The 13,095-nt window shown below is 57.2% G+C and carries 11 protein-coding genes; 7 read left to right on the forward strand and 4 right to left on the reverse strand.

Going from position 1 to position 13,095, the window contains the following annotated elements:
- The first annotated feature begins 21 nt into the window (after positions 1-21).
- Positions 22-576 (forward strand): PaaI family thioesterase, encoded by a 555-nt coding sequence (locus LPB19_RS11760; RefSeq protein WP_206643092.1) that lies wholly within the window; start codon positions 22-24, stop codon positions 574-576.
- Between the two features lie 38 nt (positions 577-614).
- Here the strand turns inward: LPB19_RS11760 and recQ are convergent, their stop codons facing one another.
- A complete protein-coding gene (recQ, locus tag LPB19_RS11765; protein WP_206643093.1) occupies positions 615-2,471 on the reverse strand; it encodes a DNA helicase RecQ in 1,857 nt (618 codons plus the stop codon).
- A 229-nt stretch (positions 2,472-2,700) separates the two neighbouring features.
- Here recQ and LPB19_RS11770 point away from each other — a divergent pair, with 229 nt between their 5' ends.
- From LPB19_RS11770 to LPB19_RS11780, 3 genes are all read left to right on the forward strand, one after another.
- Positions 2,701-3,894 (forward strand): lysophospholipid acyltransferase family protein, encoded by a 1,194-nt coding sequence (locus LPB19_RS11770; protein WP_206643094.1) that lies wholly within the window; start codon positions 2,701-2,703, stop codon positions 3,892-3,894.
- Between the two features lie 35 nt (positions 3,895-3,929).
- Positions 3,930-4,595 (forward strand): alpha/beta hydrolase, encoded by a 666-nt coding sequence (locus tag LPB19_RS11775; protein WP_206643095.1) that lies wholly within the window; start codon positions 3,930-3,932, stop codon positions 4,593-4,595.
- 196 nt (positions 4,596-4,791) lie between these two features.
- Positions 4,792-5,154 carry a PilZ domain-containing protein gene (locus LPB19_RS11780; RefSeq protein WP_206643096.1) on the forward strand — a complete coding sequence of 121 codons (363 nt, stop codon included), beginning with the start codon at positions 4,792-4,794 and terminating at the stop codon, positions 5,152-5,154.
- 48 nt (positions 5,155-5,202) lie between these two features.
- On the opposite strand, the gene LPB19_RS11785 is transcribed toward LPB19_RS11780, so the two are convergent.
- Positions 5,203-6,615 carry a TrkH family potassium uptake protein gene (locus tag LPB19_RS11785; protein WP_206645785.1) on the reverse strand — a complete coding sequence of 471 codons (1,413 nt, stop codon included), beginning with the start codon at positions 6,613-6,615 and terminating at the stop codon, positions 5,203-5,205.
- Between the two features lie 250 nt (positions 6,616-6,865).
- Between LPB19_RS11785 and LPB19_RS11790 the strand changes: the two genes are divergently transcribed.
- From LPB19_RS11790 to LPB19_RS11800, 3 genes are read left to right on the forward strand one after another with little or no spacing between them, the layout of a single operon-like run.
- Entirely contained in the window at positions 6,866-7,405 is a 540-nt protein-coding gene (locus tag LPB19_RS11790; RefSeq protein WP_206643097.1) for an outer membrane beta-barrel protein, read from the forward strand.
- Between the two features lie 27 nt (positions 7,406-7,432).
- Positions 7,433-8,008 carry an acyl carrier protein phosphodiesterase gene (locus tag LPB19_RS11795; RefSeq protein ID WP_206643098.1) on the forward strand — a complete coding sequence of 192 codons (576 nt, stop codon included), beginning with the start codon at positions 7,433-7,435 and terminating at the stop codon, positions 8,006-8,008.
- Entirely contained in the window at positions 8,005-8,601 is a 597-nt protein-coding gene (locus LPB19_RS11800) for an ATP-dependent zinc protease family protein (RefSeq protein ID WP_206643099.1), read from the forward strand. The genes LPB19_RS11795 and LPB19_RS11800 overlap by 4 nt, the downstream gene beginning before the upstream one ends.
- Before the next feature lie 18 nt (positions 8,602-8,619).
- On the opposite strand, the gene LPB19_RS11805 is transcribed toward LPB19_RS11800, so the two are convergent.
- Both LPB19_RS11805 and LPB19_RS11810 read right to left on the reverse strand, forming a co-directional pair.
- Positions 8,620-10,134: a DUF3336 domain-containing protein gene (locus tag LPB19_RS11805; protein ID WP_206643100.1), complete on the reverse strand. Its 1,515-nt coding sequence runs from the start codon at positions 10,132-10,134 to the stop codon at positions 8,620-8,622.
- Positions 10,135-10,312: 178 nt separating this feature from the next.
- The gene (locus LPB19_RS11810) at positions 10,313-13,075 is read right to left on the reverse strand and encodes a mechanosensitive ion channel domain-containing protein (RefSeq protein ID WP_206643101.1); all 2,763 of its coding nucleotides are present in this window, start codon (positions 13,073-13,075) and stop codon (positions 10,313-10,315) included.
- Between the last annotated feature and the right edge of the window lie 20 nt (positions 13,076-13,095).

Here is a 13,095-nt window from a genome sequence, read left to right on the forward strand (position 1 = left end):
CCAGAACACAGGAGTAGCGCGATGGCGTTAATCGACTCGTTTATCGAAACCACCGGGAAATGGATCACGCAGACGGATTCCAGTGCCACGCTGGCAAACCCCCTTGCGTGGGCCCGAAAAACCAGCAGTTACGCGGCGGTCAACAGACTGATTGGCACCCTGATTCCCTTCGCGCCGCGCAACCGGTTCAGCGTGGTGGAGTTGGGGCCGGGTTATGTGCGGGCAAAAATTCGACTCAAGGGCAACAAGAACCACTTCGGCAGCCTGTATGCCGGCGCTTATTTTCTTGTTGCGGAAATTCCCGGCGGCGTTCTGACGCTGTTCGACCTTGGCCCTGCCTACACGCCTATTCTGAAGGAAATGACGCTGCAGTTTCACAAACCGAGCAATTCGGACGTGACAGTGGAATTTTCAATGCCCCCTGAAACTCTGGTTTCAATCCTGTCGGACGCCGACGCAACGGGACGAGCCAAGTTTACCCTCGAGGGGCATATGCATGACGAGGAGGGCAACCATGTCGCTACGTCGATTGCCCATTATCGGGTGAAGAAAAAAGGCTTCAGCCTGGCCGACTAACGAGGCCCCTGACCCTCGGGGTCAGGAGCGTCGAGGCCTTAGAGCTGCTGTAGTGTTTCGAGGAACTGCGCGCCGTACTTTTGCAGTTTCGCGGCGCCCACCCCCTGAACCTCCGCCATAGCCTCCAGCGAGTCCGGTTTACGCTCCAGCATTTCCAGCAAGGTGGCGTCGTGGAAAATCACGTAGGGTGGCACACCCTGCTGATCGGCGAGGGCCTTCCTGCAGGCGCGCAACGCCTCCCAGCCCGCCTGATCCGCCACCGAGTCCAGCGCGGCAGAGCGGCGGGAGCCCGAACTCCGGGAGCGAGACTTCCTGGCTGCCGGATCTTTGCGAAGCTGGATGGTTTGCTCACCTTTTAACAAGGCGCGGCAGGGCTCCGTCAGCTGCAACGAGCCAAAACCCTCCGGGTCGGCACGAAGAAAACCATTCGCTACAAGCTGCCGGAAAACGGATTTCCACTCGTTTGCGGACAGTTCCGTACCGATGCCAAAGGTGGAAATCGCGTGATGCCCGGCCTGGCGCAGGCGTTCGTTGTCACTGCCGCGCAGAACGTCGATCAGATAACTAACGCCGTAGCGTTGCCCGGTGCGGTAGACGCAGGACAGCGCCTTTTGCACGGCCACGGTGCCGTCCCAGGTCTCCGGAGGATTCAGGCAGGTGTCGCAATTTCCGCAGGGGGTTTCCAGCTGATCGCCGAAGTAGGTCAGCAAAACCTGGCGGCGGCAGCGGGTGACCTCGCATAGACCCAGCATGGCGTCCAGCTTCTGGCGCTCGATCCGTTTGAACTGGTCATTGCCCTGGGACGCTTCCAGCATCTGTCGTAGCTTGATCACATCCTGAAGCCCGTACACCATCCATGCGGTTGAGGGTTTGCCGTCTCGTCCGGCCCTTCCGGTTTCCTGGTAATAGGCTTCAAGGCTTTTGGGCAGATCGAGGTGGGCCACGAAGCGCACGTCGGGCTTGTCGATGCCCATGCCAAAGGCGATGGTTGCCACAATAATCACGCCATCCTCACGCAGAAAGCGCTCCTGGTGATGGGCCCGCTCTTCGGCGGATAACCCGGCGTGATAGGGCAGCGCGGTGTGGCCATTGCCCACCAGCAGCCTGGCGGTGGACTCCACTTTGTTGCGGGACAGGCAGTAAACAATCCCGCAATCACCTTGATGTTCCGCCTTTATAAAATCCAGTAACTGCTTGTTCGCATTTGTTTTTGGTGCAATTCTGTATTGAATGTTCGGACGATCAAAACCACTGACGAAGTGCCGTGCCTCGGTCAGGGACAGTCGTTCTGCGATTTCACGGCGCGTGCGTTCGTCGGCCGTTGCAGTCAGCGCAATGCGCGGTACGGCCGGAAACTCGGCGGCGAGCAAACCGAGCTGCAGATAATCGGAGCGGAAGTCGTGGCCCCACTGAGACACGCAATGGGCCTCATCGATGGCGAACAGCGCGATCGAAATTCGGTGCAACAGGTTCAGCGTGCGCGGCTGGGTCAATCTTTCTGGCGCGCAATAAAGCAGGTCTATTTCGCCTGCCAGCAATGCCTGTTCGGTCGCGCGGGCCTGATCCAGATCCATGGTGGAATTGAGAAACGCCGCGTTAACACCCAGTTCCTCCAGAGCGGCAACCTGATCCTGCATCAGGGCGATCAACGGCGAAATCACGATGGCAGTGCCAGGGCGAACCAGCGCGGGCACCTGGTAGCACAGTGATTTACCACCACCGGTGGGCATCAGCACCAAAGCATCATTGCCGGCAACCACTTCGCTGATGATGTCGCCTTGCAGGGGGCGGAAGGCCTGGTAGCCAAACACCTCTCGAAGCACATCTTCCGGTTTCCGGGCTGTTGTTGATGGGCGCTCGGTGGAGAGGTCTTCAAAGGCGGAATGAGCTTGCATAAGGTAACCGTTGATGTGGCAAATTGCCGGAAATAAATAGTCGTCGCTTTGGACCGCCGGGGGTGCCGGCGGCGGTGAATCATACCAGATTTCCGCCTGATCGACTTGAGGAGCACCTTCACAGAGAGACAGAATTGCCTGAGAAAGGCTACAATACGGCGCCTTTTAAGCGGTCCTCAGGGCCGCGCGAGTAGCTCGTTCGCCAGTGACTAACAAGAACAGGATTTGCATGCAGGAATTCGACGCCATCCGTCCGTATTCTGACGAAGAAACCGGACCCGCCATCCAGCGCCTGATCAACGATTCGGGGTTCCTGGATATGATTGGCCGGTTCAAAGCTCCGACGTTCGCGCGCTGGGCACCCGCCGTTTTGAGGGTATTTACCCGTCGTTGGCTGGCCGGGCATTTTGGCCACTTCCGCCGGGTTGATGATCTGCAAGCCGCGCTGGCCAAGTATGTGGATGAGCTGGTTCACAGCACCACCAGCCGGGTGACCGTGAGTGGGCTTGATAATCTGAGCAAAACCACTGCCCACCTGTTTATTTCCAATCATCGGGACATTGTCTTTGACCCAATGGTTGTGAACTACCTGCTGTACAAAAATGGCTTTCACACCACTCGCATCGCCATCGGCGACAACCTGCTATCCAACCGAGTGTTTGCCGAGATGATGCGGCTCAACAAGAGTTTTGTGGTGCGGCGCAGCATCAGCAGCCCCCGGGAAATGAGAGACGCCTACCTGACCTTGTCGGGCTTCATCAATCACAGCATAGACACCAACCACAGCATCTGGATTGCCCAGCGCGAGGGGCGTGCCAAAGATGGCCTGGACCTGACTGACCCGGCAATCATCAAGATGTTTTATATGAGCCGGAAAAAAAGCGGTCTGGGTTTTGCCGAAGCGATGAACCGACTTCATATGGTTCCGGTGTCGATCGCCTACGAATACGATCCATGCGATGCTGACAAGGCACGCACCCTCGAAATTCAGGCCAGAACCGGCAGCTATACCAAGGCGGAAGGTGAGGATACCGATCAGATCATGAAGGGGTTGACTGGCTACAAGGGGCATGTGCATGTCCATTTTGGCAGCCCGATTCACGACGCCCCGGACACTCCGAAAGAGCTCGCGGCCCGTATCGATCGGGAGATGCATGCCAATTATCACCTGCACCCGTCCAACCTGGTGGCCTACCAGAAGCGGGGCATTCACCCGCAGACGCACGATACGCCGGGCACGGTCAGCGAAGAGGTGGTCACCGCGGAGGCGTGGTCGCCGGCGGACCTGGAGGCCGCTGAAGCCGAGATGGAGCGCCGGATTGAGGCGGCAGCACCGGCCATACAGCCCTATCTTCTGGACATGTACGCGAACCCGGTGTCCAAGGCGCTGGTGGCAGCATCCGAACCGGCAGAATCGGTCTAACCAGGCGGAACAACCAAGCTGACAGGAGATGTTACATGGCCAGTCTTGAGTATCTTGAAATCGAAACGGCTCCGGAGCCCACTGCCGCAGTCATCTGGCTGCACGGTCTTGGAGCCAGCGGGCATGACTTCGAGCCCGTCATTCCGGAGCTGGGGCTGCCAGAACATGCGGCGGTTCGGTTTATCTTTCCGCATGCGCCGGAAATTCCGGTCACCATTAATGGTGGCATGGTGATGCCGGCCTGGTATGACATCAAGGCGATGGATATTGACCGCGTGATCGACACCGAACAACTGGTTGCCTCCGCGGAGGCCATTGCCGAGTTCGTGACACGTGAAATCGAGCGGGGCATACCACCCGAAAAAATTATTATTGCGGGGTTTTCCCAGGGTGGGGCGGTGGCCTACCAGCTGGCACTGACCTATCCCGAGCGGCTTGCTGGGGTCATCGGCCTCTCGACCTATTTCGCCACGGTGGACACCATCGAAGTGCCTGCGGCCAACACCGGCATGCCTATCAGCGTCTATCACGGAACCTTTGATCCGGTGGTCCCGGAATCGCTGGGCGTGCGTACCGTCGAAAGTCTGAAGTCCATGGGCTTCGACCCGGAATATAAAACCTTTCCGATGGAACACAGTGTCTGCCTGGAAGAAGTGCTGGATATCGGGCGCTTCATTCGGCGGCATGCGCTGATGTCCTAATTGCTGCTGGCCGCCTCGTTGATCCCCCTTGCAAGCGAGGCGACTATCAAAATGCTTGGCAGCCACTTTAACGAAGATTAAGATGACTGATGTGTGTTTTTTGACCAGTATTGGGCTGTGCGAATAAGTGGCCGGAAGACCGTGCCTACAAAAATAGCGATCCAAGCGCTATTTGCTCAAAACACAGGGGGAACACATGGAGCACCGGATCAGTAAGCGTGTACCGGGCAAGCTCGGGTCTTTGTTGTACAAGCGGGGTATGCCCGTAGCAACCGGACAGATTCGAGACGCCTCTAAGAGTGGCCTTTTTCTGGCGACGGATTACGCTGGTGCCCAAATTGACGAAACACTGGAACTGGAGTTCCGGTTTCCCAAGCGAAACGAGCGGCATTTCCGCAAGCTGGTGGCCCGGGTGGTCCGCCGAACCGATAACGGGTTGGGCGTAAAATTCGAGGGTAGTGGCAACGACGCCTTCACCATTTCCTATCTGTTGAACTGGCTACAACAGCACTATATGCCCAGCGCCTATTTCTCCGTACTTCGCCAGAAGCTGCGCTAAGCCTGTCGCCCGCGCCCCGGCTGGGATGGCGGCTTGATAGCGCCAGCGTCAGCTGCGCCAGAAGGTTGGTGACAGCACGATAATCACGCTCAGGATTTCCAGGCGCCCCATCAGCATCCCCACGGCCAACACCCACTTGGCCGCGTCCGGCAGGGGGCCGAAGTTTCCGGCCGGCCCGATGATGTCGCCAAGACCCGGACCCACATTCGTGAGCGAAGAGAGCGCGCCAGACAAGGCGGTAACGAAGTCCAGCTGCATGGCCGCCAGTGCGACGGTAATCAGCAGAAGGCATAACAGGAAAATAAACGTATACGCGATCATGGACGAGATAATTTCGTCACTCACCGTTCGCCCGTTGTAGTTTCGGGTGAGCACCGCGCGAGGGTGTAGCAGGCGCATGAACTGCTCCCGCAGCACGATCAGAGACAGCTGGAAGCGGAAGATTTTCATGCCGCCGGCGGTGGAGCCGGAACACCCGCCAACGAACATCAGGAAGAAGAAAAGAACAAACGCCAGCGGCCCCCAGGCGGAGTAATCTTCCGACGCATAGCCGGTGGTGGTGACGATAGACGTCACGTTAAACAGGGTGGCAGCGTAGTTATGAATCGGGTCGAACGGAACCGGGGATACGGCCCAGCGATACAGGGTCATGCCAAGGGGAACCACCAGCAAGATGGTCAGGAACAGGCGAACTTGCTGATCCCGGAACAGCACCCCTCGCTGCCCGTGCAGTTCTCGCACGAACAGGAAGAAGGGCAGGCTGCCGATAATCATAAACAGTGTTGCCTCCATCAGGATAAGGTCATTGAACTTACCCATAGACTGATCCGAGGTTGAAAAACCACCGGTGGCAATACTGGTGACACCATGATTGAAGGCATCGAACAATGTCATGCCCGACGCCCAGTAGGCGAGGACGGCAATGACTGAAAAAAGCACATAGACAAACAGCAGGCCCCGGCTCAGCGTCTTCATTCGCGGCAACGCTTTGTCCGTCCACTCGGAAGACTCGGTGGCAAACAAGCGCATACCACCAACCCGCAACAGTGGAAGAACGGCAACGAACATGCCGATGATGCCGATCCCGCCAATCCACTGCAGGATCGAACGCCACAGGAGCAGATCCCGGTCCATGGTATCCAGGCCGCTGAATACCGTGGCACCGGTGGTGGTGATACCGGAAGTACCTTCGAAAAAGGAATCGGCCGCCGAAATGTCGTTATCACTCAGGTAGAAGGGCAGCGACGAGAACAGCGCGATGATAAACCAGCTGGAGACCGTCAGGACGAACATGTACCTGGGCTTCAAGTCCCTGGGTTGTCGATAGGTGGCGAGTATCCCCAGAATCCCAAGGCCACAGACGATGGCCGCGGACTCGACAAATGCGTACGCATTCGGCGCGTTGGACCCGAACAGCAGCAATACCGGAAAGGTCATGAAAATGCTGAGCAGCACGAACATGACGCTGAGAATAAAGATAACGGGATTAAGGTTTTTCAAGGAATGCTCAAGCCAGCTGCAACGAGAGACGGCGTCAGAATACCTGCGGGTGCCGCTATCCGCAAGGAAGTGGCGCCGGGTTCGGGTGATAAACCTCTCATTAAATGACGTTTAGTTCAGGATTTATGACGTTGTCAGTGCTGGAATTCCTGCCGGGCTTGGTGCAATTTACGGTATCGGCAGTACATACCCCGCGTAAGGAGACTACGCCATGAAGAATTTTCGCTACTTGGCTGCAGCATTGGCTGCTGGCCTGCTCACCACCCAGGCGCAAGCCCAGGACATTTATAAATCCGGTGGCGGTGGTGCCTTCGCCGGGCTCAACTACACCTTCGTGAATCTTGATGTCGGCCCCGGGGAGGCGGATGTAGCTACGCTATCGGCCAAGGGGGGCGTCATGGTTACGCCGTTCATTGGCTTTGAGGCCAGGGCGGGATTTGGTGTGGATGACGACCGGATTGGCCTGGCGGACTATTCCCTCGACAACTTCTATGGCGCCTATGCGACCTTTCAGATGGCCAATGAGTCGCCGCTCACGCCCTACGCTGCGCTGGGCTTTACCCGGGTGGAAGTGGAGGCGGATTCGGTGCTGGGAACCTTTACCGAGGATGAGAGCGATATTTCCTACGGTATTGGCCTGAATGTTGACTTCGCCTCTTACGTATCCGGAAACCTGGAATACATGCGTTATTATGACGATAACGATCTGACGGTAGACGGTCTGGGGCTTGGGGTTCAGTTCAGCTTCTAACGCCCGAACCGCAAGCATGGAGAACGCGTGAATCACCTGGCCCATTTGTTTCTGGCTCCGGATTCGCCCAAGGCGAGAGTGGGAAGCGTGCTCGGTGATTTCACGCAGGGAGTGGCGATTGATCGCCTACCGGATGACGTGCTCCTGGGAGTTCGTCATCACCGGAGGGTGGACGCCTACACCGACGGGCACGCCGATGTACTGGCAAGCAAGCGGTGTTTTTCGTCGGCCCGGCGGCGATTCGCCGGGATCGCTCTGGATGTACTGTACGATCACTTTCTGTTAAGACACTGGCAATCTTTCAGTGAGGAAGACCCTGATAGCTTTATTGCCAGGATGTACCGTGAACTGGAAGAACACGAAGATCTGATGCCGGAACCGATGGTCAGGGTTACTCGGCGCATGGTGGGTCAAGACTGGTTTGGCGCCTACCAGGATCTGGATCAGATAGGTTTTGCACTGGATCGGATTTCGCAACGTATACGTTTCCCGAACCGGTTCAGTGGCATAATTGAAGAAATCAAGGCAAACGAGATGGAACTGGAGTCGAGATTTCTTAAATTTTTCCCTGAACTACAATGTGTTGCAGGAGATTTTGAATGAAGATTCTGGCTTTACTGTCATCTTTGCTTCTGGGGCTGGCCCCAGTGGCGTATGTACACGCCGAGGAAAGCAAGCAGCCGTCAGATCGCGTTCCGGAAACTCTTGGGTTTGTTGAGTGGGTAGTCATGAACGACACCATGTTGAGGCTGAAAGCGCGCCTAGACACCGGTGCCAAGACTTCATCCCTTCACGCCACAAACGTTGAAGAATTCACCCGCGGCGGCGAAGAGTGGGTTCGGTTTCAGCTCCCGCTGGGGGACCACGAGGATCAGCCAACCGAAGGCGAGGTTGATCATGATGAAGTGGTGCTCGAGTTTGAGCGCCCGATTCACCGAACCATCCGCATCAAGCGGAAAGGGGCTGATTCCCAGCGCCGTCACGTGGTCAAGATGGAGTTTTGCATTGCCGGCACCGTACACGAGACTCAGTTCTCTCTGACCGATCGCAGTAACTTCTCTTACCCCGTTCTGCTGGGGCGCCGGTTCATGCGCGACGACAACATACTGACCGATTCGGCCAACAGTTTTATCGCCCAGAAGGAGTGCGATTACAGCACCCTGGAAGAGATCGCAAAGCTGGACGTCGCAGAGTAATCTGAACAGGGTCCAAGATCAGAAAGAGACGGAAGGAAGCGTCAGATGTCGGCGCGACCTTCCGTTTTGCTTGCCACCAAATTCCCGCTCATCCAGCATCTCCAGTATATCGTCCAGCTCACGGCCAATCAGGGCTGCATTGCGAATCATGGCCAGCTTGGGCCAGGTGTTCCGCTTACCCGCCAGAACCAGGTTCTCGATTTCCTTATCGCGGTGGTAGCTGAACAACACGTTTCGCCACAGAAAATCCCGCTTGTTCAGAATAATGTTCACGTCGCCGGTGTAATTCTGTGTCAGCACCCCGTGGGCGAGCAAAATTGCCGGGCTGATAAAAGACGCGCCAAAGCGAGTCAGGTACTTCTCAAGTTGCGCCAGCACATCGGCGGCGCTGTCTATCATCAGCCCGCCGGCAATGGTGCGAATACCGGCGGCGGACCGGATCTTCGGATCCTGAACGAACGGTACAGCAATCGGGTTGATCATGCTGACGATGTAATGATTCACCCCGAACAGGCGGGATAAACGTTTCGCCGGCAGGTCCTCGGCAAACGAGCCGTCCACCCATTTACGGGTTGGCAGGTAGGGCTTGGGGCGGCCGTTTGCGCCTTTGGCGTAAAGCGTTACCGGAGGCACGACACCGGGAATGCTGCCGGACGCATCAATGGCGGAGCGGATGTACACGTTGGGCGAGGTGATTGCGTTCATCAGCCGGGAATTCTGGTGCTTTTCCGCCGGTGCAATGGAAATGTTGATGTATCGGCCGGTGTGTTCGTAGGCCTCCTGGAAGGTCATGTCGATATCAATGCCGTCCATCGCACTCTGCTTCACGGTCAATGGCGTTACGCCAGGCTCCATGCCCGCCAATACCCTGAGTGGATTGAGCAGCACCGGCATCTCGTAGCGGTATCGCTCGAAAAAACCGTCCCTCAGCTCGTCATCGGTGTGCTTGGCTAGCAGGGCAGACACCCACGCGCCCGCACTGGCTCCTGAAATGACGTGGGGCAGAAGCCCGTGTTCAATTAATGTCTGCACAACGCCATGGTGAAAATAGATCAGCCCGGCACCGCCGCTCATCATCAGTGCCGACCGTCCATAACAGTGGCTGGCCCTGCGGAAAAAATCGACTTTCTGCTGGATTGGAATCTGTGTCGCGGGCGCGTTCGCAACCACCCTCAATGCCCTGGTGATAGCGCTGACGTAATCGTCAATGACCTGTTTGGTTCCGGTGAGCGCATAGTTATAGAGAATGGGCCGCCCCATGCCACTCATGTTGCCGTGGATACCTTCGTTGAGCACATACAGCAACTCCTCATGGTTGTTTTCATCCAGGAGTTCGCGGAGCTGTTCGTAGCGGGAGCGGATATCGCAGTAGTCGTAGAACTGAGATTCATCCTGATGGCGCCATTTTTCCGCGCCGGACAGCTTGTCGAGGGCCTGCGCTGCCTCGTGCCACTGCTGGTAAGAGGTGGCCGTGTGAATGCTGCGCTGCAGTTCCTGCCGATAAAAACCACTCGGCATTTTAAGGGAAATCATTGGCGAGTACCGGCTAGCACCTCGGCGACGGGACTTCAAAAACCGCTGCGAGGCCGTGCAGTTAGGTGGTCCACACTTCACGCCACAGGTTTGGTTCGCAACCTGAGTATGTCAGCGGATTGCCAATCCCGCCAGTTCGCCCGGGCAAGGCGCTGATGTCACGATGGCCAGTATTGCTTTATTTCGACACCGGCGGCTTCACCAGTTCGGAGCGGATATGAATGTCCCGTTGCGGGAAGGGGATTTCGATGCCGTTGTCGTGCAGCGCTTTGGTAACCGCCGCGTGAAGTTCATGGGAAAGCGGCATCAGATCCGGCACCTCACGCACGAACACGCGGATTTCGAAATCAATACTGCTTTCACCCAGCTGCACGCAGAATACCGCAGGTGCCGGATCGTCAACGACTCGTTCATTCTGGGTGGCCGCTTCCATGAGGATATCCTGCACCTTGTCGACATCTGACCCGTAGGCGACGCCAACGCGAACAATCTGGCGAGTGATCGGGTCCGACAGGGTCCAGTTGGTAAGATCCTGAGTAACAAAGGTTTTGTTAGGAATGATCTGCTCCTTGCGGTCCCAGTCCACAAGCGTGGTGGCCCGAATCCGTATACGGGAAACCGTTCCGGTGATGCCGCCAATACTGACGGTATCGCCAACCCGAATCGGACGCTCGAACAGCAGAATAATGCCCGAAACGAAATTCGCGACGATTTCCTGAAGCCCGAAACCCAGCCCCACACCCAGCGCCGCGACCAGCCACTGAATCTTGGACCACTGGAAACCCAACCCCGCGAGGAAGGCTGCAATACCAATGAACACAATGAGGTAGGTGGCAAGGGTCGTGATAGCGTAACCGACACCTGGCTCCAGATTCATCCGGCTTAACAGGGTTACCTCAAGCGTGCCGGGAAGGTTGCGTGCCGCAAGGAAGGTTCCCACACCAATGGCCAGCGCCATCATCAGGTCCCAGAGATTGATCGGGATCGGATCCTCGCCCTCGGAACCGGTGGAGATGGTCCAGAGCGTTATCTCATCGAAAATCTTGAGTGCCGGAAAGATGTTCTCCCAGAGCATCCACAGCCCGACAACTGCGAATATCAGCGACACAATTTTGAGCAGCGCCTCACTTTGCTGGCTGATGTCGTGAATGTTTCGCTGTGGCTGATCAAGTGTTGGAGGAAGGCCGTGCCCGGACAATTCAGCCGCCTCGCGATTTTCTGCGTGTTTGCGCTCGGCCTCCCGCTGTTCGAGCTCCTGTTTCAGCGCCATACGCCGTTCCCGAACAGCCAGCCCGCGCAAGCCCAGATAGTGCAGCAGAATGATCAGCGCCACCCAGCAGATGCTGATGAACAGCAGCCCCTCAAACCGCACGGCGGTGTAGTGGTAACCCCAGAGCGATACGGCGGTCAGGACCAGAGGCGCGCCGACTGCCGCAATGTGCAGCAAAAGAAGTGTGCGGCTGCCGGATTGATCCGTTCGCACCGCAGACATGAATTTGTGCGCGAAAAAGGCCAGCGCAATGGAGGCAATGGCGAATAAAAACCGCCCGAAACTGTCGCTGTACGGCGATCCCTTCGAGGTATTCATGGTCGGCATGACAATCAGAATCGGAACCAGAACCGCCAGCAACATCGGGATGTGCTTTCTGAGTGCCTGCAAGGTGTTAGGGTTCCACTGGAAGTGCCGCTCACCCAGCCCCCGGGGGTAGGCAACGGTATAAACGCCCCTCAGGAGGAAGGTGGAGAAGGCAGCATTGAAGAACCCTCGAGACATGGCACTGAGGAAACTGTTGCCACTTTCCAGAAGCAGGTGGGCCAACCCCAGAATCACCACGCCCGGCAGCGCGAGCAACAAACTGAAAAACAGTGCCCAGAAGGTGAATTGCCAGCGATCTTTTCGGACGTTGCCGACGTTCTCTCCAGTGGCGGTGAGCGCTTTTCGGATCCGGCGGCGGCGAAACCAAAGCCAGCCGAGGACGATCAGGAACAGAGCAATCAGAGGCCAGCGGTCCTCAAGCGAGCGCTCGGCCGCACGCTTGATGGATTTAAACTTGATCTCGGAGACAAACCAGCTCGCACCCCGGAAAAGGTCTTGCAGATGAGCGAGTTCGACCGGTTCTGTGCTGGGCAGCCAGAACAGGCGCTGTTGAAGCAGCTCCTGATAGGCGTCGAGTCGTGTCAGCAGCTTCCTGACGATGCTGTAGTACTCATTCAGTACTTCGATGTGCTTGGTCACGGTGGCGTGCAGCTGGCGCAGGAGCTTGGAGCGTGCCACCTCCATCCGGCCGACCGCATCGTCTTCAGGTTCAATCACCGCTTCGAACTCTTCCAGCCTCAGCTGTTCCTCCCTGGCCGCGGACAGCTGTGCACTGATCCCCTGCGTGAGACCGGAGGCAATGGTCTGGCTCTTCAGGCGATCGAGCCGCTGGCGCAACAGATTGGCGTAATCATCGGTGAGGTTTAGGCCGGCCTTTTCCAGCCGAAGCTCGAAACTTTCGTACTCGTTTTCAAGCCGCGCAAGCAACGACTCCGCGAAGGCCAGGCGCTGCTCGCTCAGCTCCAGAACGTGCTGGCGGTTATCAAGCGCTTCGCGCAGCTTCTGGATTTGCTGCTGAATATCGGCGGTTTCAGGGGCTGGCAGTGAGCTCACCAGCGGTTCGTCGGGCGCTTCGATTTCCGGTTTTACCGGCTCGGGATCGGGTTCCGGCTCTTCTTCCTCTTCGTCCTTCTCTGGTTCCTCCTCTGATTCCTTTTTGCCGGATTCGCTGCCGCCTTCGGCAGCCTCTTCGGTTTCCTCTTCTTCGGCAGGCAGGAATTGTTCGGTGTCTGTTTGCACAGGTGGCAACAGGTCGTCCAGCGCAGCGACGACATTACTGGCCTGGCTGGCGCCGGCCCAGATTGCCAGGGCAAAAAACGTCAGAATAAGGTGATGCCATTTCATTGCACGCAAAAGGCCTCGAA

The sequence above is a fragment of the Marinobacter salinisoli genome (genome assembly GCF_017301335.1).
Taxonomy (GTDB): Bacteria; Pseudomonadota; Gammaproteobacteria; order Pseudomonadales; family Oleiphilaceae; genus Marinobacter; species Marinobacter salinisoli.